General features: G+C 73.4%; 29 protein-coding genes. 19 read left to right on the top strand and 10 right to left on the bottom strand.

All coding sequences use genetic code 11. The annotated features are described in order from the left end of the window. Positions 1–14: 14 nt before the first annotated feature. Both ASG94_RS02450 and ASG94_RS02445 read right to left on the bottom strand, forming a co-directional pair. A complete protein-coding gene (locus ASG94_RS02450; RefSeq protein ID WP_156411385.1) occupies positions 15–227 on the bottom strand; it encodes a hypothetical protein in 213 nt (70 codons plus the stop codon). 109 nt (positions 228–336) lie between these two features. Continuing rightward, positions 337–885 carry a GNAT family N-acetyltransferase gene (locus ASG94_RS02445; protein WP_056924837.1) on the bottom strand — a complete coding sequence of 183 codons (549 nt, stop codon included), beginning with the start codon at positions 883–885 and terminating at the stop codon, positions 337–339. Positions 886–1,022: 137 nt separating this feature from the next. On the opposite strand from ASG94_RS02445, the gene paaA reads away from it, so the two are divergent. From paaA to paaE, 5 genes are read left to right on the top strand one after another with little or no spacing between them, the layout of a single operon-like run. Then, positions 1,023–2,033: a 1,2-phenylacetyl-CoA epoxidase subunit PaaA gene (paaA, locus tag ASG94_RS02440; RefSeq protein WP_056924836.1), complete on the top strand. Its 1,011-nt coding sequence runs from the start codon at positions 1,023–1,025 to the stop codon at positions 2,031–2,033. Further along, a complete protein-coding gene (paaB, locus tag ASG94_RS02435) occupies positions 2,030–2,314 on the top strand; it encodes a 1,2-phenylacetyl-CoA epoxidase subunit PaaB (RefSeq protein WP_056924835.1) in 285 nt (94 codons plus the stop codon). The genes paaA and paaB overlap by 4 nt, the downstream gene beginning before the upstream one ends. Continuing rightward, complete coding sequence (gene paaC / locus ASG94_RS02430; protein WP_082623882.1) at positions 2,311–3,141, top strand: 1,2-phenylacetyl-CoA epoxidase subunit PaaC; 831 nt, start codon at positions 2,311–2,313, stop codon at positions 3,139–3,141. The genes paaB and paaC overlap by 4 nt, the downstream gene beginning before the upstream one ends. Further along, on the top strand, positions 3,138–3,650 hold the full coding sequence (gene paaD, locus ASG94_RS02425) for a 1,2-phenylacetyl-CoA epoxidase subunit PaaD (RefSeq protein ID WP_235537096.1): 513 nt from the start codon (positions 3,138–3,140) through the stop codon (positions 3,648–3,650). The genes paaC and paaD overlap by 4 nt, the downstream gene beginning before the upstream one ends. Further along, the gene (paaE, locus tag ASG94_RS02420) at positions 3,650–4,705 is read left to right on the top strand and encodes a 1,2-phenylacetyl-CoA epoxidase subunit PaaE (RefSeq protein WP_056924834.1); all 1,056 of its coding nucleotides are present in this window, start codon (positions 3,650–3,652) and stop codon (positions 4,703–4,705) included. Before paaD ends, paaE begins: the two co-directional genes overlap by 1 nt. Here the strand turns inward: paaE and ASG94_RS02415 are convergent. After that, positions 4,693–5,349: an alpha/beta fold hydrolase gene (locus ASG94_RS02415; RefSeq protein ID WP_056924833.1), complete on the bottom strand. Its 657-nt coding sequence runs from the start codon at positions 5,347–5,349 to the stop codon at positions 4,693–4,695. The two genes, paaE and ASG94_RS02415, sit on opposite strands and share 13 nt — an antisense overlap. A gap of 44 nt (positions 5,350–5,393) precedes the next feature. Next, entirely contained in the window at positions 5,394–5,987 is a 594-nt protein-coding gene (locus tag ASG94_RS02410; protein WP_056924832.1) for a DUF3043 domain-containing protein, read from the bottom strand. 138 nt (positions 5,988–6,125) lie between these two features. Between ASG94_RS02410 and ASG94_RS02405 the strand changes: the two genes are divergently transcribed. From ASG94_RS02405 to ASG94_RS02385, 5 genes are read left to right on the top strand one after another with little or no spacing between them, the layout of a single operon-like run. After that, positions 6,126–6,923 carry a PspA/IM30 family protein gene (locus ASG94_RS02405; protein ID WP_056924831.1) on the top strand — a complete coding sequence of 266 codons (798 nt, stop codon included), beginning with the start codon at positions 6,126–6,128 and terminating at the stop codon, positions 6,921–6,923. Beyond that, a complete protein-coding gene (gene pspAA, locus ASG94_RS02400; RefSeq protein WP_056924830.1) occupies positions 6,920–7,198 on the top strand; it encodes a PspA-associated protein PspAA in 279 nt (92 codons plus the stop codon). Before ASG94_RS02405 ends, pspAA begins: the two co-directional genes overlap by 4 nt. Positions 7,199–7,218: 20 nt before the next feature. Next, positions 7,219–8,121 carry a zinc metalloprotease HtpX gene (gene htpX, locus ASG94_RS02395; protein WP_056924829.1) on the top strand — a complete coding sequence of 301 codons (903 nt, stop codon included), beginning with the start codon at positions 7,219–7,221 and terminating at the stop codon, positions 8,119–8,121. Then, positions 8,121–8,690 (top strand): PspA-associated protein PspAB, encoded by a 570-nt coding sequence (gene pspAB, locus ASG94_RS02390; RefSeq protein WP_056924828.1) that lies wholly within the window; start codon positions 8,121–8,123, stop codon positions 8,688–8,690. The genes htpX and pspAB overlap by 1 nt, the downstream gene beginning before the upstream one ends. Beyond that, a complete protein-coding gene (locus ASG94_RS02385; protein WP_056924827.1) occupies positions 8,687–8,914 on the top strand; it encodes a histidine kinase dimerization/phospho-acceptor domain-containing protein in 228 nt (75 codons plus the stop codon). The genes pspAB and ASG94_RS02385 overlap by 4 nt, the downstream gene beginning before the upstream one ends. A 31-nt stretch (positions 8,915–8,945) precedes the next feature. On the opposite strand, the gene nadA is transcribed toward ASG94_RS02385, so the two are convergent. Next, positions 8,946–10,130: a quinolinate synthase NadA gene (gene nadA / locus ASG94_RS02380; RefSeq protein ID WP_056924826.1), complete on the bottom strand. Its 1,185-nt coding sequence runs from the start codon at positions 10,128–10,130 to the stop codon at positions 8,946–8,948. Between the two features lie 104 nt (positions 10,131–10,234). Here nadA and ASG94_RS02375 point away from each other — a divergent pair, with 104 nt between their 5' ends. Next, positions 10,235–11,464, top strand: coding sequence for a glucose-1-phosphate adenylyltransferase family protein (locus tag ASG94_RS02375; protein ID WP_156411384.1), 1,230 nt, complete (start codon positions 10,235–10,237; stop codon positions 11,462–11,464). Positions 11,465–11,474: 10 nt separating this feature from the next. Here the strand turns inward: ASG94_RS02375 and ASG94_RS02370 are convergent, their stop codons facing one another. Both ASG94_RS02370 and ASG94_RS02365 read right to left on the bottom strand, forming a co-directional pair. Further along, positions 11,475–12,314 (bottom strand): GNAT family N-acetyltransferase, encoded by an 840-nt coding sequence (locus ASG94_RS02370; protein ID WP_056926234.1) that lies wholly within the window; start codon positions 12,312–12,314, stop codon positions 11,475–11,477. Between the two features lie 47 nt (positions 12,315–12,361). Beyond that, on the bottom strand, positions 12,362–12,781 hold the full coding sequence (locus ASG94_RS02365; RefSeq protein ID WP_056924824.1) for an SRPBCC domain-containing protein: 420 nt from the start codon (positions 12,779–12,781) through the stop codon (positions 12,362–12,364). A gap of 146 nt (positions 12,782–12,927) precedes the next feature. On the opposite strand from ASG94_RS02365, the gene ASG94_RS02360 reads away from it, so the two are divergent. Next, positions 12,928–13,722, top strand: coding sequence for a DUF2785 domain-containing protein (locus ASG94_RS02360; protein WP_082623881.1), 795 nt, complete (start codon positions 12,928–12,930; stop codon positions 13,720–13,722). A gap of 9 nt (positions 13,723–13,731) precedes the next feature. Here the strand turns inward: ASG94_RS02360 and ASG94_RS02355 are convergent, their stop codons facing one another. The 3 genes from ASG94_RS02355 to ASG94_RS02345 are packed head-to-tail and all read right to left on the bottom strand — an operon-like array spanning position 13,732 to position 17,302. Next, the gene (locus ASG94_RS02355; protein ID WP_056924822.1) at positions 13,732–15,120 is read right to left on the bottom strand and encodes a DUF1116 domain-containing protein; all 1,389 of its coding nucleotides are present in this window, start codon (positions 15,118–15,120) and stop codon (positions 13,732–13,734) included. Further along, the gene (locus ASG94_RS02350) at positions 15,117–16,583 is read right to left on the bottom strand and encodes an FdrA family protein (RefSeq protein WP_056924821.1); all 1,467 of its coding nucleotides are present in this window, start codon (positions 16,581–16,583) and stop codon (positions 15,117–15,119) included. The genes ASG94_RS02355 and ASG94_RS02350 overlap by 4 nt, the downstream gene beginning before the upstream one ends. Next, positions 16,580–17,302 carry an oxamate carbamoyltransferase subunit AllH family protein gene (locus tag ASG94_RS02345; RefSeq protein WP_082623880.1) on the bottom strand — a complete coding sequence of 241 codons (723 nt, stop codon included), beginning with the start codon at positions 17,300–17,302 and terminating at the stop codon, positions 16,580–16,582. Before ASG94_RS02345 ends, ASG94_RS02350 begins: the two co-directional genes overlap by 4 nt. Positions 17,303–17,381: 79 nt before the next feature. Between ASG94_RS02345 and ASG94_RS02340 the strand changes: the two genes are divergently transcribed. From ASG94_RS02340 to ASG94_RS02310, 7 genes are all read left to right on the top strand, one after another. Beyond that, positions 17,382–18,623, top strand: a complete 1,242-nt coding sequence (locus ASG94_RS02340) for a PucR family transcriptional regulator (RefSeq protein ID WP_156411383.1) — start codon at positions 17,382–17,384, stop codon at positions 18,621–18,623. A 142-nt stretch (positions 18,624–18,765) separates the two neighbouring features. Continuing rightward, positions 18,766–20,136, top strand: coding sequence for a uracil-xanthine permease family protein (locus ASG94_RS02335; RefSeq protein ID WP_200958003.1), 1,371 nt, complete (start codon positions 18,766–18,768; stop codon positions 20,134–20,136). A 6-nt stretch (positions 20,137–20,142) separates the two neighbouring features. Beyond that, positions 20,143–20,997 (top strand): FAD binding domain-containing protein, encoded by an 855-nt coding sequence (locus tag ASG94_RS02330; RefSeq protein ID WP_056924818.1) that lies wholly within the window; start codon positions 20,143–20,145, stop codon positions 20,995–20,997. Beyond that, on the top strand, positions 20,994–21,494 hold the full coding sequence (locus tag ASG94_RS02325; RefSeq protein ID WP_056924817.1) for a (2Fe-2S)-binding protein: 501 nt from the start codon (positions 20,994–20,996) through the stop codon (positions 21,492–21,494). The genes ASG94_RS02330 and ASG94_RS02325 overlap by 4 nt, the downstream gene beginning before the upstream one ends. Then, positions 21,491–23,872, top strand: a complete 2,382-nt coding sequence (cutA, locus tag ASG94_RS02320; protein ID WP_056924816.1) for an aerobic carbon-monoxide dehydrogenase large subunit — start codon at positions 21,491–21,493, stop codon at positions 23,870–23,872. Before ASG94_RS02325 ends, cutA begins: the two co-directional genes overlap by 4 nt. Then, a complete protein-coding gene (locus ASG94_RS02315) occupies positions 23,869–24,501 on the top strand; it encodes an SRPBCC family protein (protein WP_056924815.1) in 633 nt (210 codons plus the stop codon). Before cutA ends, ASG94_RS02315 begins: the two co-directional genes overlap by 4 nt. Beyond that, a complete protein-coding gene (locus tag ASG94_RS02310) occupies positions 24,498–25,892 on the top strand; it encodes an amidase (RefSeq protein WP_056924814.1) in 1,395 nt (464 codons plus the stop codon). The genes ASG94_RS02315 and ASG94_RS02310 overlap by 4 nt, the downstream gene beginning before the upstream one ends. Positions 25,893–26,031: the final 139 nt, after the last annotated feature.

The raw sequence follows: 26,031 nt of genomic DNA, 5'->3' as shown, positions 1-26,031 counted from the left end.
CGTAGGGAGGCGGGTCAGCGAGCCTGGCGACGCCTGCGCTGCGTCGCCGCCGGCGTCGAGCCGTGGAAGTCGTGGAGCAGGACCCAGGCCGTCACGACGCCCGCCACGGTGCCGATCAGCAGCCCCGGACCCACCGACATCGGGACGTCTGGCATCAGGCCGGACCAGAGCCCCAGGCCGATCCACACCGCGAGGGCACCGACGACGATGGCGAGCCTGTGCAGCACGGGCAACGGACCGAACAAGGTGCACCCCCACGAGATCACCGGGCCGACACGGGCCGGGCCTCCATGATGCTCCGCGACCGCGGGAAAACAAGCCACCCCGAGGGGTGGGTCACCCGATGGCGGTGTGCAGGCGGACCTGCTTGACGGTGGTCTCGCCCGACCCGTCGAGGTCGAGCTCGCGGTGCGCCCCGTCGGCCGCCCAACCCGCCTCGGTCAGGAACCGGCGCTGGTCGTCGTCAGTGGCCAGCAGCCACGTGACCGCACGGGTGAAGCGGTCGGCGACCAGGGTGTCCACGCCCGCCTGCAGCAACCGCGAGCCGTGGCCCTTGCCGCGCTCGGCGGGATCGACGGTCATCTCGGCCAGCGTGCCGTCGGCGACCGGGTCGCAGTCCGGGTCGTCGGCCGGGCCGGTGAGGGCGAAGCCGACCACGCGGTTGCGCTCGAGCGCCACGAGGACACGGTGCCGGGCGTCCGCGGGCCGGGCGAGCGCCTGCCGCCACGCGGGGACGAGGTCGGCGGCGTCGGTGGGCAGCGCCTCGGCGGGGACCAGATCGGCGTACATCTGCCGCCAGGCGCGCACCTGCACGGCCGCGACGGCGTCGGCATCGTCGGCCCAGGCGATCCGGACGGAGACGTCGGCTGAGGGGGAGTGGCTCACCCCTCGAACGGTAGTCCGTGACGATCGGACCCCCGTGGCGGCCTCCGGAGGGCCCGATCGTCAGGGACTACGCCGCCGTATTACGAAGTCAGGTCGCAACGGCGGCAATCTGTCACAGAGGTGCTAGATTCGGAGTCGTGTACGGCAACGACTTCAGCGCCCCCGACGGCCCCCGGCCCGCCACCGACGCAGGCCCCGGCCCCGACGAGCCGGCCTCCTTCCTGGCGGTGCTCGCCGAGGAGGGGCGCATCGAGCCCCGCGACGAGATGCCCGAGGCCTACCGGCGCACGCTCGTGCGCCAGATCGCCCAGCACGCGCACTCCGAGATCATCGGCATGCAGCCCGAGGGCAACTGGATCTCCCGCGCCCCCAGCCTGCGCCGCAAGGGGATCCTGATGGCGAAGGTCCAGGACGAGGCCGGTCACGGCCTCTACCTGTACGCCGCCGCGGAGACGCTCGGCGTGGACCGCGCCGACCTGCTCGACCAGCTCCACGACGGCCGGCAGAAGTACTCCTCCATCTTCAACTACCCGACGCTCACCTGGGCCGACATGGGCGCGATCGGCTGGCTGGTCGACGGTGCCGCGATCGTCAACCAGGTGCCGCTGTGCCGCTGCTCGTTCGGTCCCTACGCGCGGGCGATGGTGCGGGTCTGCAAGGAGGAGTCCTTCCACCAGCGCCAGGGCTTCGAGATCCTGCACACGCTCTCCCACGGCACGCCGGCCCAGCGCGCCATGGCGCAGGACGCGGTCGACCGCTACTGGTGGCCCAGCCTGATGATGTTCGGCCCGACGGACACCGGACCCGACGCCTCGGCGGGGCACACCGCCCAGTCGATGGCCTGGGGGATCAAGCGGTTCTCCAACGACGAGCTGCGCCAGCGCTTCATCGACATGACGGTCCCGCAGGCCGAGGCGCTCGGGCTGACCCTGCCCGACCCGGAGCTGCGCTGGAACGACGAGCGCGGGCACTACGACCACGGTCGGATCGACTTCACCGAGCTCTTCGAGGTGATCAAGGGCAACGGCCCGTGCAACGCCGAGCGGATGGCCCACCGGGTCCGCGCCCACGAGGACGGCGCGTGGGTGCGCGAGGCCGCCGAGGCCTACGCCGCCAAGCGCACGCAGGAGCAGGAGCACGTGGCATGAGGACCCGGGAGCCGCTGTGGGAGGTCTTCGTGCGCTCGCGCCGCGGCCTCAACCACGTCCACGTGGGGTCGTTGCACGCCCCGGACGCCGAGATGGCGCTGCGCAACGCCCGCGACGTCTACACCCGCCGCCAGGAGGGGGTGTCCCTCTGGGTCGTCCCGGCGACCGCGATCACGGCCTCCAGCCCCGAGGAGCGCGACGCGTTCTTCGACCCGGCCGCGGACAAGATCTACCGCCACCCGACCTTCTACGACGTGCCGGAGGGGGTCGAGCACCTGTGACCACCCCACGCCCTTCTTCGCCTCCCCCGCTTCGCTCCTCCACCGAAGAGCGCCGCGGGGACCCCGGTCAGAGGACTCCCGACAACCACGTCGACCACGTCCTCGGCCTCGCCGACGACGCCCTCGTCTCCGCGCAGCGGATGGGGTGGTGGATCAGCCGCGCCCCGCAGCTCGAGGAGGACCTCGCGCTGGCCAACATCGGCCTCGACCTCCTCGGCCAGGCGCGCGCCCTGCTGTCGCACGCGGGTGCGCTCGAGGGCCAGGGCCGTGGCGAGGACGACCTGGCCTACTGGCGCGACGAGCGCGACTTCCGCAACGTCAAGCTCGTCGAGCGGCCGCAGGAGGACTTCGGCGTCGCGATGGCCCGCCTGCTCGTCCTGTCCACCTGGCAGTCCGAGCTGTACGCCGCCCTGCAGCGCAGCACCGACCCCGTGCTGGCCGCCGTCGCCGCCAAGGCCGCCAAGGAGGTGGCCTACCACCACGACCACGCCACCCGGTGGGTGCTGCGCCTCGGTGACGGGACCCCCGAGTCCCACGCCCGCATGCAGGCGGCGCTCGACGCCGAGTGGCCCTGGATCGAGGAGCTCTTCGACGAGTCCCACCTCGATCCCGCCCTGGTGACCGACGGCGTGGCCGTGGCTCCCTCGAGCCTGCGCGAGCCGGTGCTGCGGCGCCTGGGCGACGTCGTACGGTCCGCGACGCTGGAGGTGCCCGACGTCCCGGCCCGCGTGCCGGGAGGCCGCGCCGGCCTGCACACCGAGCACCTCGGGCGGATGCTGGCCGAGATGCAGCACCTGACCCGCTCCCACCCGGGAGCGACGTGGTGACCCGGCTGCCCGACGTCGGCACCGGCCGCGAGACCCGCGCCTGGCAGGTCGCCGCGCGCGTCCTCGACCCCGAGCTCCCGGTGGTCACCATCGAGGACCTCGGCATCCTGCGCGACGTCACCGAGGACGACCAGGGACGGGTGCACGTCCAGGTCACCCCGACGTACTCCGGCTGCCCGGCCATGGAGACGATCCGCACCGACCTCATCGACCGGCTCAGCGAGGAGGGCTACCTCCACGTCACGGTCGAGTTCGTGCTCTCGCCGGCGTGGTCGACCGACCAGATCACCCCGCAGGGCCGCGCACGGCTCGAGGAGTACGGCGTCGCGCCGCCCCCGACCGAGGCCGAGCGCCGCAGCGCCCCGGTCGGCCTGACCCTGTCGGTCCGCTGCCCGCAGTGCGGGTCGCCCGACACCCGCGAGTCCAGCCGCTTCGGCTCCACCGCCTGCAAGTCGCTGTGGGTGTGCCGTGCGTGCCGGGAGCCCTTCGACCACTTCAAGGCCCTCTGATGGACTTCCACTCCCTGCGGGTCGCGTGCGTCGACCCGCTCACCGACGACGCCGTCGCGATCTCCTTCGACGTGCCCGACGACCTGCGCGAGGCCTACGCCTTCACCCCCGGTCAGCACCTGACGATCCGGGGGGACGACGGCGAGCGTCGCAGCTACTCCATCTGCGTGCCGCCCAGCGCCGGCGTGCTCCGGATCGGCGTGAAGAAGCTGCCCGGCGGCGCGTTCAGCGACGCCGTCGTGGCGACGCTCGCCCCCGGCGACGAGCTCGACGTGATGACCCCGGCGGGGCGCTTCACCCACGTCCCGGACCCCACCGCCGAGAAGACGTACGTCGCCGTGGCCGCCGGCTCCGGGATCACCCCGGTGCTGTCCATCGTGTCCGCCCTGCTCGAGGGCGAGCCGGGCTCTTTCGTGACCCTGGTCTACGCCAACCGCACCCACCGGTCGGTGATGTTCCTCGACGAGGTCGCCGGCCTCAAGGACGTGTACGGACCGCGGCTCCAGCTCCTGCACGTGCTCTCGCGGGAGGCGACCGAGGTCGACCTGCTGTCGGGACGGCTCGACGGCGAGCGGCTCACCCGCATCCTCGACGCCCTGGTGCCGCGCGACGACGTGGACGCGTGGTTCCTGTGCGGCCCCCAGCAGATGGTCACCGAGCTCGGCGAGGTGCTGGCTGCGTCCGGCGTCGCGCGCTCGGCGATCCACACCGAGCTGTTCCATGCCGAGCCGGTCGAGCGGGCCCCGGTCGTCGAGCTGGCCGAGACCGCCGACGGCACCGCCGCCGTGACGGTCCGCCTCGACGGCCGCGCCTCCGACTTCGCGCTGCGCCCCGACGGCCCGTCGGTCCTCGAGGCCGCGCAGGCGGTGCGCTCCGACGTGCCGTTCGCCTGCAAGGGCGGGGTCTGCGGCACCTGCCGGGCGCGCGTCGTCGAGGGCACCGTGGCGATGGACGTCAACTACGCCCTGGAGCCCGAGGAGGTCGAGCGCGGCTACGTGCTCACGTGCCAGTCGCACCCCACCAGCCCGCGGCTGGTCGTCGACTACGACGCCTGAGCGAGCAGCGCCGCCAGCGCGGCCGGGCGTTCGAGCATCGGCAGGTGTCCTGTGGCGACGCGAACGGTCGTGGCCCCGAGCTCGGCGGCGTACCGCTCCTGCTGAGCGGTCGGGAACTGGTCGTCGCCGGTCGTGACGACGTACGACGCCTGCGGCCAGGTGCGCGGGGGAGTGCGGTCGAGGTAGACGCGGCGGCCCTCCGGCGCGAAGCCCTCGACGACCAGCGTCGTGTGCTCGTCGGAGAGCCCGCCGCACATGCCCCGCAGCACCGAGTCGGGCGGGCGCGTGCCCAGCACCCGCACCATCGCGCCCATGACGAGGCGGCCGGGAAGTGGCAGCGCCCCGGTGAAGGACGAGCCGGCGGCCGGGACGACGGCGGCGACCGCGGTCACGCGCGACACGCGGGCGGGATCGGCGGCGACGACGGCGGCGGCCACGGCGCCGCCCAGGGAGTGCGCGACGAGGTGGAACCGCGGCCAGCCCTCGGCCGTGGCGAGGGCGGAGCGAGTGTAGGACTCGAGGGTCCCTGCCCGGCCCGGTGACGGAACGACGCGCGACTCGGTGTCGAGGTGCGAGCGGACCTCGTCCCAGATGGAGGCGGGCAGTCCCGCGCCGGAGACGAACAGGAGGGGGTCGGTGGTCATGCGCCCACCCTCCCGCGCCAGGCGGACAGCTCCTGTCCGCTGGATCAGCGGTAGTGCTCGGGGAGCTTCTGGCCGATCTTGACCTGCGCCTTGGGCAGCCGCATGAACTTCATCTGCAGTGCCCGCATGACGGCGTAGTAGGTCGTGCCCTTGAGCGGCTCGTCCGGGAAGCGGCGGGTCAGCTCGCGGCGCAGCCGGAAGCGCAGCGTCAGCAGGTCGACGAGCACGAGCAGCAGCGTGCCGAGCAGGATCGTGTTGCCGACGTTGGCCAGGTAGGCGTTGCCGGAGTAGCCCAGGACCATCGTCACGATCAGCAGCGGCACCATCAGCTCGATGAACGAGAAGCGGGCGTCGACGAAGTCGCGGATGAACCGGCGTACCGGCCCCTTGTCGCGCGCCGGCAGGTAGCGCTCGTCGCCGGTCTTCATGGCCTGGCGCACCTTCGAGCTCGACTCGCCGCGGGCGGCACGCTGGGCGGCGAGCTGCTCCTTGCGGGTGCGGGGGGTCTTCGCGCGGGCCTTGGCCGCTGCCTCGGCCTCCTTGCGCGACGGCGTGGGCCGACCCTTGCCGCCCACCTTGGTGTCGGTGGCGTCGGTCTCGACGGGGGAGGTGGTCTCGGACTTGCTGCGACGGAACAACGGGGACCCTTTGGCGTGAGTGTGCTGGCAGGCACAAGCCTACCGGCGTCCGCCCGACCTACCTGCGCCTTGGGTTTGGTCCTAGGGTGAGGAGCACATACACGAGGGTGAACAACACACGAGAGGGGCCGCACCCCCATGAGCCTCATGAAGCGGATCAGCCTGATCTTCAAGTCCAAGGCCAACCAGGCGCTCGACAAGGCTGAGGACCCGCGCCAGACGCTGGACTACAGCTACCAGCGCCAGCTCGAGCTCCTGAGCAAGGTACGCCGCGGCGTGGCCGACGTCGCCACCAGCCGCAAGCGCGTGGAGCTGCAGATCAACCAGCTCGAGCAGCAGTCCGCCAAGCTCCAGGGCCAGGCCGAGAAGGCCATCGGCGCCGGCCGCGAGGACCTCGCCCGGGAGGCGCTGACCCGCAAGTCCGGCCTGACCAACCAGATCATCGACCTCCAGGCCCAGCACGCCAACCTGCAGGGGGAGGAGCAGAAGCTCGTCCTCGCCCAGCAGCGGCTCCAGGCCAAGGTCGAGGCCTTCCGCACCCGCAAGGAGACGATCAAGGCCAACTACACCGCCGCCGAGGCCCAGACCCGCATCGGCGAGGCCGTCTCCGGCATCGGCGAGGAGATGGGCGACGTGGGCATGGCCATCCAGCGGGCCGAGGACAAGACCGCCCAGATGCAGGCCCGGGCCGGGGCCATCGACGAGCTGATCGCCTCCGGCGCGCTCGACGACGCCACCGCGACCAACTCCGGCGACGACATCGCCCGCGAGCTCGAGGCCATGAGCAGCCAGTCCGACGTCGAGGCCGAGCTCGCCCGCCTCAAGGGCGCCTCGCAGCCGCAGGCGATCGAGGCCGGCGACGACAACGACATCCTCGAGGCGTCCCCGGTCGAGCAGCCCGCGCAGCGCCCCGTCAACGACGGCGGCCAGTCGTGATCGTCCGCATCCTCGGCGAGGGCCAGTACGACGTCCCCGACGACTCGGTGGCGGCCCTCAACGAGCTCGACCGTGCGGTCGAGACGGCTGTCGAGGCCGGCGACGAGCCGGAGTTCCGCGGGGCCCTGGAGGCCCTGCTCTCCGGGGTGCGCGACCACGGCACCCACCACCCCGACGACTCCCTCGACGAGTCCGACCTGATCCTGCCGCCCGGTGACGCCTCCATCGACGAGGTGCGCGAGCTCCTCGCCGACGACGGCCTCATCCCCGGCTGACGGGACCTCGACCACACCCCATGGCCACCAACCGCTTCATCAAGGACTCCGGCCTCACCGCCCGCATGACGCTGGTGATGTTCCTGCTGGGCGCGCTGTTCGTCGCGCTCGTCGTCGCGATGATGTACCTCTTCGCGGACTTCTGGCTCTTCATCGGTATCGCTGGACTGGGCGTCGCGTTCTACCAGTGGTGGTCCTCCGACAAGGTCGCGATGCGGGCGATGCGCGCCCGCGAGGTCACCCCGGAGGAGGCGCCCGAGCTGCACGGCATGATCGACCGGCTCTGCGCGCTGGCCGACATGCCCAAGCCGCGGGTCGGCATCGCCGACACAGCGCTGCCCAACGCCTTCGCCACGGGACGGTCTCCGGACCGGGCGGTCGTGTGCGTCACCACCGGGATCCTCCACACCCTCGACGCCGAGGAGCTCGAGGCGGTGCTCGCCCACGAGCTCAGCCACGTCGCGCACCGCGACGTGCTGGTCATGACCGTCGCCTCCTCGGCCGGCATCGCCGCCGGGATGCTGACCCGCGGTGCGCAGTTCGGGGCCCTGGGGCGGCGGAGCAACAACGGCGGCGCCCCCGCCGTGCTCATCGCGCTGGCGATCAGCCTGGTCGTGTACGCCGTCAGCTTCATGCTGCTGCGGCTCCTGTCGCGCTACCGCGAGCTGTGCGCCGACCGCTCGGGCGCCTACCTCACGATGAAGCCGCAGGCCCTCGCCTCGGCGCTCACCAAGATCGCGGGCGGCGCCGATGCCATCCCGCAGAAGGACCTGCGCTCCGCGAGCGCGGTCAACTCGCTCTTCATCGTCCCGGCCGTGCGCGGGGTCAGCCTCAGGACGCTCACCGCCACCCACCCCTCCCTCGAGCAGCGCCTTGAGCAGCTCGCCCGCATCCAGGCCGAGCTCGGCCGGCCCACCGCCTGATGCGCTGGCTGGACGCCGTCACCGGCCGCCGACGACAGGCAGCCAACGACCTCGACGCCCTCTTCCTCGTCCCCAGCGCCGCCATCACGCTGGAGACGGCCGCCGGCTTCACGCCCACCGGCGTCGGGTCGGTCTGCTACCGCTCGGCCGGGGGAGCCGCGTTCGACCGGACCCAGGACGAGATCACCCGGCTCATCGACGACGACCCCGACACGCCCGACGTCGCCGTCACCCGTGACGAGTTCGGCTTCACCTGGCTGGTCGTGCAGGGGGACCCGTCCGACATGGCCGGCCTGTGCACCGACCTGCACGCGGTCAACACGCTCCTGGAGGAGCAGGGCTTCGCCGGCGGGCTGCTGTGCTCGATGGTGGGCTTCTCCGGGCACGAGCGCCGCTTCGGGCTGGTCTACCTCTACAAGCAGGGCACCTTCTACGCCTTCGCCCCGACCGGCCCGCACCAGCGAGACAACCTCACCGAGATCGCCGTACGCGACCAGCTCGCGGCCGAGCTCCCCATGGAGCGGGACATGCAGCGCTGGCTCGCGCTGTGGGATGCTCCCGGACTGTGACCTCCCGCGAAGACCTGGTCGCCTTCTCCCGGAAGGCCCGCCACGACCTCCAGAACCCGGTGGCGGCGGTGACCCTCGCGCTCGAGCTGGCGCAGGAGGAGATCGCCGACGGTGGCGACGACGTGTCCGACCTCATCAGCCGGGCCCTGCGCAGCGCCGAGCGGCTCAGCGAGGCGCTCGACACCCTGCCCGGGCGCGCCGCCGACTGGCCGCTCGAGGACTGAGCGCCGCTGGGTCGCGGTGCGCTGCGCCCTTCTAGTCGCGGTGCGACTTGCCCGGCAGGTCCAGCATCCGCTGCAGCGCGACGAGGGCGTCGCGCTCGGTGTCGGGGTCGACGGTGATCTGGTTGACGACCTGCCCGGCCACCAGCGACTCCATAGCCCACACGAGGTGCGGCAGGTCGATGCGGTTCATCGTCGAGCAGTAGCAGACGTTGCGGTCGAGGAAGACGATCGTCTTGTCCGGGTGGGCGTCGGCCAGCCGCTTGACCAGGTTGAGCTCGGTACCGATGGCCCAGGTGGTCCCCGGCTCGGCCGCCTCGATGGTCTTGATGATGAACTCGGTCGAGCCCACCAGGTCGGCCTTGAGGACCACCTCGTGCCTGCACTCCGGGTGGACCAGGATGTTGATGCCGGGGTGCTGGACCCGCAGCTCGTCGACCACGTCCTCGCTGAAGCGCCCGTGCACCGAGCAGTGGCCCTTCCACAGGATCATCCGGGCGTCGCGCAGCTCCTCCGCGCTGAGCCCGCCGCCGGGCTGCAGGGGGTCCCACACGACGCAGTCGTCGAGGGACATCCCCATCTGCAGGACGGCGGTGTTGCGGCCGAGGTGCTGGTCGGGGAGGAAGAGGATCTTGGCTCCGTCGTCCAGGTGGGCCTTCTGGGCGAGCGCCCACTCCAGGGCGACGTCGGCGTTGGACGACGTGCAGACCACACCGCCGTTGCGGCCGCAGAAGGCCTTGATGTCGGCGCTGGAGTTCATGTAGGTGACGGGTACGACGCTGTCCTGGATGCCGGCGTCGGCCATCGCGTCCCAGGCGTCCTCGACCTGCGCCAGCCGGGCCATGTCGGCCATCGAGCAGCCCGCCGCCAGGTCCGGCAGCACGACCTTCTGCTGCGGGGAGGTCAGGATGTCGGCGGACTCGGCCATGAAGTGCACGCCGCAGAAGACGATGAACTCGGCGTCCGGCCGGCCGGCAGCGTCGCGGGCCAGCTTGAAGGAGTCGCCGGTGACGTCGGCGAACTCGATGACCTCGTCGCGCTGGTAGTGGTGACCCAGCACGAACACCCGCTCGCCCAGCGCGGCCTTGGCGGCGCGGGCCCGCGCGACCAGGTCGGGGTCGGACGCGGCCGGCAGGTCGCCAGGGCACTCCACGCCGCGCTCGGCGTCGAGGTCGCGGCCCTTGCCGAGGGGGAGGAGCGGGAGGTCGACGAGGCTCATGGCTCCATCCTAGGTGGCCCGCACCGACGTCCCGGCCCGCGTGCGAGGGTGTGCACACCACACCGGCGACGACCGCCGGCGGACCACGGCACGAGGAGATCACGATGGCGCGACGAGGCGAGGTCCTGGCCCTGGTGCAGGCGGGCGGGCAGGGCGGGCGGATGGACGTGCTCACCCGCGAGCGTGCCAAGCCCGCGCTGCCGTACGGCGGCGTCCACCGGCTCGTCGACTTCGCCCTGTCGGCCCTGGTCCACGCCGACCTGGTCGACGTGTGGGTGTCGCTCGAGTACCAGGTGACCTCCATCGACGAGTACCTGTCCGGCGGTCGCCCGTGGAGCCTGGACCGCAACCGCGGCGGCTTTCGTCGCATCGTCCCGCAGACCGGCACGGGGCCGGCCACCGAGAGCGGCTTCGCGCACGGCAACGGGGACCTGCTGCTGCGGATGTCCGCCGACCTGGAGGCCTTCGGGGCCTCCACGCTGGTCGTCTGCAGCGCCGACCACGTCTTCAACATGGACCTCGGCCCGGTCATCGACGACCACATCGCCGCCGGGCGGGTGGCCACGGTGCTCACCACGGAGGTGACCAAGAAGGACGCCTCCGACAACGTCGTCGTGCTGGCGCGGGCCGACGGCACCATCACCGGCATCGAGCACAAGCCGTCGAGCCCGTCGTCGGGGACCATCGCCACCGAGGTGTTCGTCTACGACACCGCGGTCCTGCTCAGCACCCTGCGCGAGCTGCGGGCCGAGCTCTCCGGCGACCAGGAGGGCGACGACAGCGGCCTCGGCGACTTCGGCGAGCACGTCCTGCCGCGGCTCGTCGAGAGCGGTCGGGCCGTGGCCGTGCCCATGACCGGCTACTGGCGCGACGTCGGCCAGCCCGGCCTCTACCTCCAGTCCCACCGCGACCTGCTCGCCGGACGGGTCGACGTCTTCGACCACGACACCATGCCGGTGATCTCGCACTGGCCGGACCGTCCCGCGGCCCGGGTCCGGGCGAGCGGAGTGGTCTCCGACTCGCTGCTCTCCCCGGGCTGCGACGTGTCCGGCGAGGTGGTCGGCAGCGTGCTCGGCCCCGGCGTGGTCGTGGAGAAGGGCGCCCTGGTGCGCGACAGCGTCCTCATGGAGGACTGCGTGGTCCGGGCGGGCGCAGAGGTCCAGACGGCGGTCCTCGACGAGCGCTGCGAGGTGCTGGCGGACGCCCGGGTGGGCGCCGTCCCGTCGGCCCGGCTGGCCCGTGGCGAGGACCTGGTGCTGGCCGGTCGCGACTGCCGGGTCGGCGGGGAGATCGCCCCGGGCGCCCGTCTGGAGCCGGGCACCGACACCCGCTAGGACGCGTGCGTCACAGCATGGACCCGTGGTGCACGTACGGCGCCGGCGGCTTCATCCCGCGCAGGCACAGGTACCCGCTGGTGTGCACCGAGAGCCGGGCCGCGAGCCCGACGTCGATCGCCCACTGGTTGGCGGCGGTGATGTGGCGCAGCGAGACCGTGGAGCCGGGGGCCGAGGACGCGAACGCCTCCCACACCAGGTCCGAGGCGGTACGCCGCGTGGTCGCCGCCACCAGGACGGGCGAGCCGTTGTCGTCGACGTACGCGTAGCCCTGGCTCGACGACGTCTCGGACACGAGCAGCCGGAACTGCGCCAGCAGCGCCTCGTGGTCCGACAGGTGCGCGGCTCCCCGCGTCTGCCGGTCGACCGAGTTCATCAGGTCGGTGTCGCCGGCGCTGCCCTCGCGGACCCGTTCGACCAGGGGCAGCGCGTCGCGGTCGACGGTGCCGGTGGCGAACATCTGCGGGTGCAGCGCGAAGCCGGCCAGCCGGTAGCGGCGTACGGCGGCCGGGTCGGCGCTCGCCGAGAACATCCCGCGCAGGCACCCGCGCCCGTAGGACAGGGCGGCCGCGAGCAGCTGGGTCCCGACGCCTCGGCCCTGCACCTCCGGCGCGACCGCGAAGGACGACAGGATCCACATCAGCTCGCGGATCCGCGACAGGACGCACCCCACGACGACGCCGTCGAGCTCGGCCACCCAGCAGCCGTCCGGGTCCGTGGACAGGGTGTGCGCGCTGCGCCGCACCCAGGCGGCGTCGCGCTCGGGCGAGCGTGGCCGGGGGTCGGCCCAGTCGCGCTGGAAGGTGCGCCGGTCGACCTCGGTGTAGGCGAGCCCGGTCAGTGCGGCCATGGCGGACAGGTCCGACTCCCGGGCCGGACGGACGACGAGCCCGCCGGTCACGACACGTGGGCGGCGAAGCGGGCGAGCATGGCGTCCCAGTGCGTGTACCTCGCCCGGACCTCCTCGGACCCGTCGGCCCAGCCGCCGTGCTCGAGGCGCACCGTCGTGCCGGGACCCGCGTCGGTGAAGGTCACGTCGAGCTGGGTGGGTTGCGCCTGCTCGTGCCCGAGCCAGAACTCCTGGCCGTAGTGCCCCAACGGCTCCCACGTCGTCACGCGGCCCCACACGTAGCGCTCGCCACCCTCGTGCACGGTCGCGACGTCGCCCTGCGGGTCGATCTCGATGCTCGAGTACGTCGCGGGGTCCGGGCTGAGCATGGGGTCCCACCACTCGCCCATCTGGGCGGTGAAGCCCACGAACGCCTGGGTCGGGGTCACCGGGACGACGGTCTCGCAGACGATCGGGTCGAGAGGCATGCGTCCATCCTCTCCCGGACCCGGGTGCGGGCCCGCGCGGCACGCGGGCGGCACGGCACTGCCGGATATTGCCTCGCGCCCCGGGCCCCGGTCCGGCACGCTGTCGCCGCGCGGGCACCGGTCCGCCTGACTGGAGAGGCTGTGGCGTGACGGACTGGCATGTGGTGGTGGAGACGGGCTGTGAGGTCCCGCACGGTGGCGACCTGCGGGGCATGCTCGAGGAGCTGTGCGACATGCTCGCCTCGCCCGACCCCGTCCAGCGGGACGACATCGCCTACTCGGTCGTGGCCACGTGGGTCAGCAAGGGCGTGCTGCCGCGGGACCTGTGCCGCTGGCTCGGCGACGAGATGGCTGCGCGGATGTCGGCCGACGACGTGTGGGTGCGCACCTTCGCGCCCCTGGTCCTGGACGTGCTGGTGTCCTTCGGGACCTTCGACCCGGCGTGGGTGCCGCCCTTCTCCCGGTGGTACGCGACGGAGACGGACCTGCGTGGCCATGAACCCGACCTCGGCTGGCTGCACGCGGTGGCCCACGGTGCCGACCTGCTCGGCGCCCTCGGGCTCCACCCGGAGGTCGCGCCCGCCTCGATGCTGGAGCTCGCCGGCCGCCGGCTCGTCGCGCCGTCCGACGCCGTGTGGCGCCACAACGAGGACGAACGCCTCGGCCACGCGATCGCGCTGACCCTGACCCGGCCCGAGCTCACGAGCGAGGAGTCCGTCGCCTGGGTCCAACCGGTCGAGGACAGCTGGACCTCACGTCCGTCCGGGCCGCCTGCGGCGTGGGTCCAGAACGCCTCGCGCACACTGCGGGTCGTCCTGGGGGCGACCCTGACCGGGACCCGCCCAGGTGGCGAGGGCCAGGCCCTTAGCCTGACGCACGCCAAGGCTGTGCAGGAGCGCCTGTTGTCGGCGCTGCACACCCTCACGCCCTGGATGTGGTGACCGCCCGGGTCATCGCGGCACGCGCGCCGCGAGGCCGGCCAGGGCGGCGGGGAAGATCTCGGCAGGCGGCGTGACGAGGCCGGCTCCCACCTGGCCGACGCCGGCCCGCCTGCCGGCCATCCCGGTGTTGATCTGCGGGAGGATGCCGGTGCGGCAGACGCGGGTGACGTCGATGCCGCTGGGGGTGCCCTGGAAGTCGAGGATCGGCACGGACCAGCGCGGGTTCGCGCCCAGGGTGATCTCGTGCATCCGGCGCGTGGTCGCGAGGGCGTCGGGCACCGTGCCGCCGACGAGCCGCACGATCGCCGGTGCCGTCGCCATCGCGAAGCCGCCGATGCCGGCCGTCTCGGTGATGGCCGAGTCGCCGATGTCGGGGTTGGCGTCGTCGGGGCCGTAGTCGCCGAGGAAGAGTCCCTCGGCGACCTGCGCCGGGCCGGTGAACCACTCGTCGCCGGTGCCGGAGACCTGGATGCCGAAGTCGGTGCCGTTGCGGGCCATCGCCACGACCATGGTCGAGCCCTCGATGTCGCGGGCCGCGTCGAGCGCGAGCTTGCACGCCGGCATGCCGAGGTTGAGGAAGAAGTGGTCGTTGGCGCCGATGAAGCGCAACGACGCGGCGATGTCGTCGGTGTCGGCGCCGCTGGCCGCCATCGCCGGAGCGAGGTCGCGCAGCAGCATCAGGGTGCCGGCGCGGTTGCGGTTGTGGGCCTCGTCGCCCATCTGGAGCATCTGGGTCAGGATGCCGGTCACGTCGACGGGCTCGCTGGCGCGCACCGCGGTGCGCAGCAGCGGGCCGAGCACCGCGGACATCCAGCGCAGCCGCTCGAGCACGTCCGGCCCGTAGGCGCCGTACCGCAGCACCTTGCCGAGACCCTCGTTGAGCGAGCAGTGGGTCCGCCGGCCGGTGGCCGGGTCCTCGAGCACGAACATCCACATCGACGGGGTGACCACGCCGGCCATCGGCCCGACGGTGGAGCGGTGGTGGCAGGGCTCGAGGCTCACCGAGCCCCCGTCCTCGAAGAGGGCGACGGCGTCCTCCGGTTCGGTGACCAGTCCCTCGAACGCCGCCCCGCCCATCAGCGCCCCCCGGAGCGGGCCGGCCGCGCGGGCCCACTCGACGGGTGGCCCGGCGTGCAGGAACTGCCCGCGCTCCAGGCCCAGCACCTCGGAGGCGGGTGCGACGTCGACCAGGGTGGCCGAGACACCGAGCACGGCCGCCAGCGCGCGCTCGTTGGCCGCCCGGCGGCGGGGGTCGGCGGCGACGGTGGCCAGGTCGTCCTCGGTGCCTGCCATCGGGGGGCGCCAGTCGATGCGGGTGACCGGCACGGCCTGGGCCTCCACGGCGTCGGCCAGCATCCCGGCGCCCGCGGCGACGACGTGGGTGGGGGCGGCGGTCATGCGGACTCCCCGAGGGTCAGGGCGACCGCTCTTCGGGTGGCGGCCGCGTTGGACAGGTGCACCTCGGCGCCGGCCCCGACCAGGGCCCGGACCTGGCGGTCGAGGTCCTGCGGGTCGTGGGCCGTGCCGACGACCGCGACGACGACCGGCTGGGTGATCGCCGCCAGCGCCGGGGCGAGGAGGACCGCCGGGTCGGGCTCGGCCCCGTGTCCGAGGACCACGTCGAGGAGCAGCACGCCGGTCGACGCGTCGGCCGCGGCCCGGGCGAGGTGCTCGAGGCGCAACGTCGGGTCGATCATCGGGTGCGGCCGTCCGGCCGTGAGGGCGTCGTCGCCGTAGTCGACCATCGTGGGGGCGTCGGCGGTGAGGTCGGGGCCGAGCGTGAGCCCGGGGGAGAGCGGGATGTTGCTGCGGATCGGCCCGAGCCCGGCCGTGGCGACGAGCATCGCCTCGTGGCACAGGGTGCCGCCGACGAACAGCCCGCGGAGGTGACCGCCCCCGGACGGCCGTGGGGCGGCGGGGAGGTGGGCCGGCCACGTCGGGACGGCGGTGCCCAGCCGGCGCAGCACCGCCTCGGCCGCGGCCGTCAGGTCGGGGCGCCCGGGACCCAGGAAGGCGAGCTCGACCGGGGTGGCGAGCCCGGCGGCGTACGCCTCGATGTCGGCGGCGACGTCGGCGGCGGGCGGCTTGGACACCAGCACGATGAGCTCGACGGAGTCGTCGGCGTCGAGCCGGGCCAGGGCGGTCCGGGTCGAGATCCCGCCCACTGCTGCCGTCAGGTCGCGACCACCGACGCCCAGGGCGTGGGTGACCCCGACGCCGGCATGGTCGAGCAGGCAGAGCAGCTGCTGGCAGCCCGTCCCGGAGGCGGCGACGATGCCGACCGGGCCGGGGGTCGTCGCGTTGGCGAAGCCGAGGCCGAGTCCCCCGACGATCGCGGTCCCGCAGTCGGGTCCCATCACGAGCACGTCGCGCTCGGCGGCGGCCCGCTTGAGCGCGACCTCGTGGGCCACGGGCACGTTGTCGCTGAAGACCATGACGTCGCGCCCGGCGTCGACGGCGTCCATCGCCTCCACGAGCGCGCTGGCACCCGGGACGGAGACGAGCACCACGCCGTCGGTCGTGCCGCGCAGGGCGGTCGCGGTCGTGCGGTGCGACGCGACGTCCTCGGCCGTCGAGGGGGTGCGGCTGGTGAGGGCCGTGGTGATGGCCTCCTCGGCGTCGGCGATCGCCGCGTCGGCGGTGTCGTCCGCGAGCCGCAGCGCGACCACCATCTCCTGGGCCGTGACACCGGACGGGACGGCGAAGCCCATCTGGGCGAGCACCTCGAGGTTCAGCGGGGTCGCCATGGCCACCTGGGCGGTCTCGACGCCGGGGATGTCCTGGACGGTGCGGCTCAGCTGGAGCAGCGCCACCGAGTCGGCGTAGGCGCCCCGGCGCACCTCGACGTGATGGCGGCTCATGCGGCGTACCCGTCGGTGTCGAGGAGGTGCCGGCGCGCGGCGACGGCGCCGGCCAGCAGGCCGAGGCCCGAGGTGTGCCCCACCGCGGTGAGAGCGGTGGTCGCGGCACCCTCGGCGGGGGTGCCGAGGGCGGCGACGTACGCCGCGAACTGCGGCAGCACCTCGCCCCTGAGGGCGCACTCCAGCAGCGCCGCCGAGAGCCGTGTGGTGCGGGGCAGCAGGTCCCGGACCCGTGCGTCGTGGTCGGGGGTGTGGAGGCCGGCGGCGCGGTGCATCGCCACCCACCCGCAGACCACGTCGTCGCCGAGGGGGGTGAGGCCGCTCCCACGCCCGACGAGCCGCTCGGGCTGCTGGGGGGTGACCGCCAGCTCGGTCACCAGCACCGGCGTGACCGGGGCGGCGCGGCCCGCGTCGGTGAGCCGGGGCACCGCGACGTCCACCGCGCGGCGTACGGGCAGGGCCGTCCCGTCGACCCTCAGCACCCCGTCGCGGACGACCGCGCCGTCGCCCCGCAGGCGCGCCACCGTGGGCGCGGCCAGCCGCAGCCCGTTCGGGACGGCGGTGGCGCGCGCGCCGAGGACGCCGACGCAGCCGATGCCCTCCACGTCGAGGTAGATCGCGTGGGCCCCGCGGTGCAGCACGGTCACGGTCGAGTCGGGGAGCCCGGCGACGAGGTCCCGGAGCCGCGCCGAGGCGCTCACGGGGAGTTCGGCCGTCATGCTGGCCCACGCTAGGTGGGGACACTACGGTTTGCCGATGTGAGGTGTTGCCAACGATCCCCACGACGAGGTGCAAGTCTTGATAGTCGCTGACGGGCCGGGACCCGCCTCCGCGCTGAACGACGCGCTCACCCGCCTCGTGGTCGACGGCGGCGACCCGGGCCGCGTGGCCACCGAGGTCGGCCGGGTGCTCGACGCCGGGGTGCTCGTCACCTCCACCGACGGACGGGTCCGGGACGGCGCCGTGCCCGAGCCCGTCGAGGCGGCCCTGGCGGCCGGCGACTGGACGGACCCCAGCGGCCGCTTCCGCGTGGAGCGCGCGACCTCCACCCCGGCGCCGCTGGGTGCGGGGGAGGTGCGCGTCGTGCGGATCGTCGCGGAGGGCGCGGACCTGGCCCGGCTGGTGGCCTGCCGGACCTCGGCGCCGTTCACCGACGGCGAGAGCGCCGACCTCGAGCTCGCCGCGGCGATCGCGGCCCTGCTGATCACGCGCGAGCACGCGGTCACCGGGGTCGAGAACAAGTACCAGGCCGACTTCCTGCGCGACCTGCTCCTCGGGCGGCCGGGGCCCGAGGCGTACGTCGAGGAGCACCTCGAGGCGTTCGACTGGGACCTCACCCGTCCCGCGGTCGTGGTCTGCGCCGAGATCGACCCCGCCGCGGCCGACGAGGGCCCGGTCTCCAACCAGCAGCACCGGCAGTGGCAGGAGCGCTTCGCCCGGGCGTGGCGCCAGGTGGTCCGCGAGGTCGCGGCGGCCAGCCCCCTCGCCGACTTCTCCTCCGAGGTGGTGTGCCTGCTGTCGGTGGACGACGCAGATCCGCGGGGCCACCACGTCGTACGCCGCGTGGTCGACGCCGTGACCGGCGACAAGGGCGGCGGCCGGCGCTCGTTCACCGTCGGTGTCAGCCGGGAGTCGACCTCACGGGCCGACCTGCCGCGCGCCTACGCCCAGGCTCGGCGGTCCGTCGAGATCGGCCGTCGCCTCCGCGGCCCGGGCTCCACGACGTACTTCGACGAGCTCGGTGTGCACCGCCTCATCGCCCTGGTGCCGGACCCGGCCGAGCTGCAGGCGTTCGCGAGCGACGTGCTCGGCCCGCTGGTGGGCACGACGACGGAGGCCGCCGACCTGCGCGAGACGCTGCAGGTCCTGCTCGACACCAACTTCAACGTGGCCGAGGCCGCCCGGCTCCAGTTCTTCCACTACAACACCATGCGCTACCGCGTCGGCAAGCTGGAGCGACTCCTCGGGCCGCTCTCGAGCGACCCGCACCTGCGCCTCGACGCGGCTCTCGCCCTCCGCGTCCTCGACCTCGTTCCCTGACGCGGCACCAACGTCTGCCACCCCGGACGGCGTTCCTTCGGCACTTCTCGCCCGTGAGGGTGTCTGATGGGCGCCACTACCTTGTGGAGCCACACGGCGTGGTCGTCGCGGGCCGCAGGACACGTGCCAGGGAGGGACCCAGATGTCGATGTTCAAGTGGGACGTGGTGGACCCGGCGCCGGGAGTCGCCGTCGCACCGCACCAGAGACTGCCGTGGGGCAAGACGGTCGGGCTCGGCGCCCAGCACGTCGTGGCCATGTTCGGGGCGACCTTCGTCTTCCCGCTGGTCATGGGGCTCGACCCCAACCTCGCCATCATGTTCTCGGGCATCTGCACGATCATGTTCCTGCTGATCTGCAGCAACAAGGTCCCCAGCTACCTCGGCACCAGTGCCTCGTTCGTGGCCAGCGTCGCGGCGATCCGCGGCCAGGGCGGCGACTCCAGCGACGTCACCGGCGCCATCCTGGTCGGCGGCCTCGTGCTCGCCCTGGTCGGACTGCTGGTCCACGTCGCCGGGGCCCGGTGGATCCACCGCATCCTGCCTCCCGCGGTGACCGGGGCCGTGGTCATGCTGATCGGCTTCAACCTCGCCCCCGTGGTGGCCGGCATCTACTGGCCGCAGGACCAGTGGATCGCCCTGCTCACCGCAGCCTTCATGGTGTTCGCGGCGGTGATGCTGCCCGGCTTCTGGTCGCGCATCGCGGTCTTCCTGACGCTGATCTTCGGCTACCTGCTCTCGTTCCTCGCCGACGCGGTCCTGGGCCCGATCACGTCCGTCCTCGGGGGTGCCACCGAGGCCACCGAGCACGACCGGATCTCGTGGGCCGGGGTGGAGGCCGCGAACTGGATCGGCCTGCCCAGCGGGACCCTGGCCGACGGGGTGTCCGTCGTGCACGCGCCGAGCTTCTCGCTGACCTTCGTGCTGCTCGTCCTGCCGGGTGTCATCGCGCTGGTCGCGGAGAACACCGGCCACGTCAAGGCGGTCGCCCAGATGACCGGCGAGGACCTCGACCCCTACATGGGGCGGGCGATCGGCGCCGACGGCCTCGCCACCGCCCTGGCCAGCGCCTTCGGTGGCTCGCCCACCACGACGTACGCCGAGAACATCGGCGTCATGGGCGCCACCCGGGTCTACTCGACCGCCGCCTACTACGTCGCCGCGGCGGTCGCCATCCTGCTCGGCCTCTGCCCCAAGTTCGGGGCCGTCGTCAACGCGACCCCGGGTGGCGTGCTGGGCGGGATCACCGTCGTGCTCTACGGGATGATCGGCCTCGTCGGTGCCAAGATCTGGGTGGAGAACCGCGTCGACTTCGGCGCGCCGCGCAACCTGGTCGGCCTCGCGGCCGGACTCATCGCCGGCATCGGCAACGTCACCCTCCAGGTCACCGACGACTTCGAGCTCGGGGGCATCGCGCTCGGCACGATCCTGGTCATCGTCTTCTACCACATGGTCAGCGCGCGCTCCGGCGACGAGACCGGGCACGTCGACCGGGCCGTCTCCCACCAGGAGTAGTCACCCGTGAAGCCGGCTCCCTTCGCGTACCACCGACCCGGGACGGTCGCCGAGGCCGTGCGTCTCCTCGCGGCCGACCCGGACGCGAAGGTGCTCGCCGGCGGGCAGTCGCTGGTCCCGCTGCTGTCGATGCGGCTCGCGACGCCGTCCGCCCTCGTCGACCTCGGCGGCATCCCCGGCCTGGACGCGGTCCGGGTGGACGCCGACGGCGTGCGGGTCGGTGCGCTCGCGCGCCACGCCCGGGTCCTCGCCGACGACGACGCGGCCGCCTGCCAGCCCCTCCTGCGCCTGGCGCTGGGGCACGTCGCGCACCCGACGATCCGCAACCGCGGGACCACCGTCGGCTCCGTCGTGCACGCCGACCCGGCGGCCGAGATGCCGGTGGTGCTGCGGCTCCTGGGCGGCTCGGTCGACGTCGAGGGGCCCGCCGGCCGCCGCACGATCGGTGCCGCCGACCTCTTCGTCGGGCCGCTCGAGACCTCGCTGCACCACGACGAGGTCGCCACGTCGGCGTTCTTCCCGGCGCTGCCGAGCGGCGGGGGCGTCGCGTTCGAGGAGATCGCGCGTCGCCACGGCGACTACGCCATGGCCGGCGTCGCGGTCGTCGTACGCCGTGAGGGCGAGCAGGTCGTGGACGTGCGGGCAGGATTCGTGTCGATCAGCGACACCCCGGTCGTCGTCGACCTCACCGACGCCGTCGCCCGCGGGGCCGACCCGGGCGACGCGGCGCTCGCCTCCCTCGAGCCCACGGCCGACGTCCACGCCACCGCCGACTACCGGGCCCACCTCGTCCGGGTGCTGACCCGCCGGGTCGTGGGTGCCGCCCTCGACGACGCAGCCTCCAGGAGCCTGACCCGATGACCGGTCGACCAGCAGCCGTGCGCCACGACATCACCCTGCGCGTCAACGGCGCCCCGCACACGATCTCCGTCGAGCCCCGCCGGCTCCTCTCCGACGCGCTGCGGCACGACTGCGGCCTCACCGGCACCCACGTGGGCTGCGAGCACGGCGTCTGCGGGGCCTGCACGGTGCTCGTCGACGGGTCGCCCGCGAGGTCCTGCCTCATGCTCGCGGTCGCCTCCGAGGACGTGGAGATCACCACCGTGGAGGGCCTGGCCGGGGCCGACGACTCGCTGAGCCCGGTCCAGCAGGCCTTCAGCGACTGCCACGGCCTCCAGTGCGGGTTCTGCACGCCGGGCTTCCTGACCACGATCACCGCCGGCCTGCGCGACAACCCCGACCCGACCCGTGAGGAGGCCCAGGAGATGATCGCCGGCAACCTGTGCCGCTGCACCGGCTACCAGAACATCGTCGCCGCGGTCCTGCGCGCCGCCGAGCTCCGGGACGGCCGCCCATGACCACCAGGCTCTTCGGCCAGCGGGTCCCGCGGGTCGAGGACCAGCGCTTCCTCCGCGGCCGCGGCCGCTACGTCGACGACGTGCTCGTCGGGCCGGGCACCCTGCACGCCGCGGTCCTCCGGTCGCCGCACGCCCACGCCCGGATCCTCGACATCGACGTCTCGGAGGTCCTCGACCTCGACGGGGTGCACGCCGTCTGGACCTACGACGACCTCGACGGCGTGATGGCCGACCCCCTGCCGCTGCTCATCCCGCACCCCGCCCTCACCCACGGCCGCACCCAGTTCGCGCTCGCCCGGGACGAGGTCAACCACGTCGGCGAGGCGATCGCCTTCGTGGTCGCCGAGGACCGCTACGTCGCCGAGGACGCCGTCGACCGCATCCGGGTCGGCTACGAGCTCCTGCCCCCGGTGGTCGGCATCGAGGCCGCCCGTGCCGCGACGCACCTCGTGCACGACGACGTGCCCGGCAACGTCGGCGCCCGGATGGAGCAGCACAACGGCGACGCCCCCGCGGCGATCGCGGCCGCTCCGCACACCCTCTCCCTCGACCTCACCATCGAGCGCAGCTCCTGCCAGCCGATGGAGGGCCGGGGCGTCGTCTCCCGCTGGGACCCCGACACCAGCCGGCTGACGGTGTGGACCTCGACCCAGACCTCCACGGGGGTCCGGGGCTGCGTGGCCGCCCGCCTGGGTCTCGACCTGGCGCAGGTCGACGTGATCACCCCCGACGTGGGCGGCGGGTTCGGCGTCAAGATCAACCACCCGTGGCCCGAGGAGCTGCTCGTCCCGATGGCGGCGCGGGCACTGGGCCGGCCGGTGAAGTTCACCGAGGACCGCCGCGAGCACTTCATCTCGTCGGCCCACGAGCGCGGGCAGGTGCACCACGTCGAGGTCGGCTTCGACGACGACGGTCGGGTGCTGGGCCTCGACGTGACGTTCTGGCACGACCACGGCGCCTACACGCCGTACGGGCTGATCGTGCCCATCATCACCGCGACCCAGCTGCTCGGCCCCTACAAGCCGGGCGCCTACCGGGTGCGCTTCGAGTCGCTGTTCACCAACACCGTGATGGTCACCCCCTACCGCGGCGCCGGCCGGCCCCAGGGCTGCTTCGTCATGGAGCGGACGATCGACGCGATCGCGGCCGAGCTCGGTCTCGACCGGGCGGCCGTGCGCGCCACCAACTTCATCCAGCCCGACGAGTTCCCCTACGACCACGGCCTGGTCTTCCAGGACGGCCGCGAGCTCGAGTACGACTCGGGCGACTACCCGGCCTCGCTCGACAAGCTCAAGGCGCTGATCGGCTGGGACGACTTCCCGGCGCTCAAGGCGCAGGCGGCCGCCGAGGGACGCCGGATCGGCATCGGCCTCGCCTGCTACGTCGAGGGCACCGGGGTGGGTCCCTACGAGGGCGCCCACGTCCACGTCGAGACGTCCGGCAAGGTCAAGGTCGCCATCGGCCTCACCACCCAGGGCCAGGGCCACGCCACCGTCTTCGCCCAGATCGTCGCCGACGAGCTCGGCGTCCCGCTCGAGGACGTCGAGGTCGTGTCCGGCGACACCCGCAAGATGCCGTACGCCGTGGGCACCTTCGCGTCGCGGGCCGCGGTGATGAGCGGGTCGGCCGTCCAGCTCGCCGCCCGGGCGGTCAGGGAGAAGGCGTTGCGCATCGCGGCGGAGGCGCTCGAGGCGGACGTCGCCGACCTCGAGATCGTCGACGGCCTCGTGCAGGTGCGCGGCACGGACGCGGCCCTCGCGCTGGGCACGGTGGCGGTGCTGTCCAACCCGCTGCGCTACGCGTTCGACGAGGCGTCCAAGGCGGCCACGCAGTTCGCGGTCGGCGACCCGGGCCGGCCGCCGGTCGCGGAGGACGACGAGCCCGGCCTGGAGGCCCGCGACTTCTACTCACCGCAGCGGGCGACCTTCGCCTCCGGCATGCACGCGGTGATCGTCGAGACCGATCCCGACACCGCGGAGATCAGGATCGTGCGCTACGCCGTGGTCCACGACTGCGGCCGGATCATCAACCCGATGATCGTCGAGGGACAGATCCACGGCGGTGTCGCCCAGGGCGTCGGCGGTGCGCTCTACGAGCGGATGGCCTACGACGACTCCGGTCAGCTGCTCAACGCCTCGTTCATGGACTTCCTGATGCCCTACGTCACCGAGGTGCCCGACACGATCGAGATCGACCACCTCGAGACGCCGTCGCCGCTCAACCGCCTCGGCATCAAGGGGGCCGGCGAGGCGGGTGTCATCCCCGTCTCCGCGGCGATCGCGGCCGCCATCGAGGACGCCGAGGGCCTCGTGATCACCGCGATGCCCATCTCCCCGTCCGAGCTCCACGCGCTGCGCCAGTCGAAGGAGACCCCATGAAGATGTCGGGCGAGAACGTCCTGCACGCGCCCGTCGAGCGGGTCTGGGACGCCCTGCTGGACCCTGCCGTGCTGGTGGTGGCCATCCCCGGCTGCTCCCGGCTCGAGGCCACCGGCGAGCACGGCTACGACATGACCGTCACGGCGGGCGTCGCCGCCATCCAGGGCACCTACGCCGGCACCTGCCGCCTCCACGACCTGCAGGAGCACCGGTCCCTGCGGATGGACCTCCAGGGCGCGGGCGCCTCGGGCACCATCGGAGCCGACGTCGCCGTGTCGTTCGCCGATGCGGGCGACGGCACGACCCGTGTGACGTACGACGCCGACGCCGTCGTGGGCGGCATGGTCGGGGGAGTGGGACAGCGGATGCTCGCCTCGGTGTCGCGCCGGATGGCGGCCGAGTTCTTCGCAGGTGTCGACGCCGTGCTCACCGGGGCCGCCCCCGCCGCCGCCCCGCAGGTGGCCCCCGTCGGCCTCCCGGTCCGGGCCGGGACCGCCCCGGGACAGGTCTTCACCGCCCCGGCCCCACCCGCGTCGCCGCAGGCCGACTTCCTCAGGGGGGTCGCCGTGGGAGCCGGCCTCGTCCTCGCCGGTGTCCTCGCCGGCGCGGTCGCCGCCCGCCGCCGATGAGCGACCTCACGGTCGACTCGACGGCGCGCACGATGGCGGCCGCGGTCGCCGACCGCGAGATCTCGGCGCGCGAGCTCCTCGACCTGCACCTGGCCCGCATCGCCGAGCGCAACCCCGAGCTCAACGCCATCGTCTCCCTCGACGAGGAACGGGCCCGGGCCGGGGCCGCCCGGGCCGACGAGGCGCTCGCCTCGGGGGCCGACGTGGGCGTGCTGCACGGGCTCCCGTTCGCCTTCAAGGACACGCACGCGGTCGCCGGCTGGCGCACGACGTACGGCTCGCCGATCTTCGCCGACCACGTGCCCGAGGAGGACGAGCTCGTGGTCGAGCGGGTCCGCCGCGCGGGCGTGGTGACGATCGGGCGGACCAACGTGCCGGAGTTCGCAGCCGGCTCGCACACCTTCAACCGCGTCTTCGGCACGACGCTCAACCCGGTCGACCCCCGCTTCTCGGCCGGCGGCTCCAGCGGGGGAGCCGCCTGTGCCCTCGCGTCGGGCATGGTGCCGCTCGCCGAGGGGTCCGACATGGGCGGCTCGCTGCGCAACCCCGCGTCGTTCTGCGGCGTGGTGGGGATGCGTCCCTCGCTCGGCCGGGTGCCGGAGTGGCCGCTCTACAACCAGTGGGAGTCGACCTCGGTCGCCGGGCCGATGGCTCGCGACGTCGGCGACCTCGCCCTCCTGTTGTCCGTGCTCGCCGGACCCGACCCGCGCGCGCCGCTCGCGCTCGGCGACCCCGGGGCAGCCTTCGCCCCACCGGTGGCAGGCCACCTGCGAGGGCTCCGGGTGGCCCTGAGCGTCGACCTGGGCGGAGCCTTCGAGGTCGACCACCGCGTCGCCGCCGTGGTGGAGGAGGCCGGCCGGACCTTCGCCCGCGCAGGGGCCGAGGTGTCGGCGGCACACCCGGACCTGGGCCTGGCCGACGACACCTTCCGCACGCTGCGCGCCTGGCACTTCCAGGCCCGGCTCGGACCGCTGCTCGCCGCGCACCCGGGCGCCTTCAAGCAGTCCCTCGCGGACAACATCCGCTTGGGCGAGCACCTGTCCGGCGCCGACGTCGCCCGCGCCTACACGCAGCGCACCGCCCTCGCCGAGACCATGCGCCTCTTCTTCACCGAGCACGACGTGCTGGTCCTGCCGGTGTCGCAGGTGCCGCCGTTCCCGTCGGACCAGGAGTTCCCCTCCGACATCAACGGCCAGCCCATGGGGACCTACCTGGACTGGATGCGGTCGGCGTACTTCATCAGCGTGACCGGGTGCCCCGCCATCTCCCTGCCGGCCGGTCGCACCCCCGAGGGGCTGCCGGTCGGGATCCAGGTGGTGGCCCCGCACGGGGCCGACCGTCGTCTGCTGGAGATCGCGGCCGCCTACGAGGCGGCCGGCCCGGTGGTCTGAACCAGCCCGGAGTGGCCCATCGGGAGGATGGTGCCGGTGAGGGGGCGAGGGCTAGTTTCGACTGCATCATCCTGTCGCGCCCCGTGCGCCTCGTGACGCCCTCCGACGCCCCTGTTGCCTCTGCGTGGCACCTGTTGCC

It is taken from the genome of Nocardioides sp. Soil805 (assembly GCF_001429625.1).
Lineage (GTDB): Bacteria > Actinomycetota > Actinomycetes > Propionibacteriales > Nocardioidaceae > Nocardioides.
This window is presented reverse-complemented; position numbering and strand designations above follow the sequence as displayed.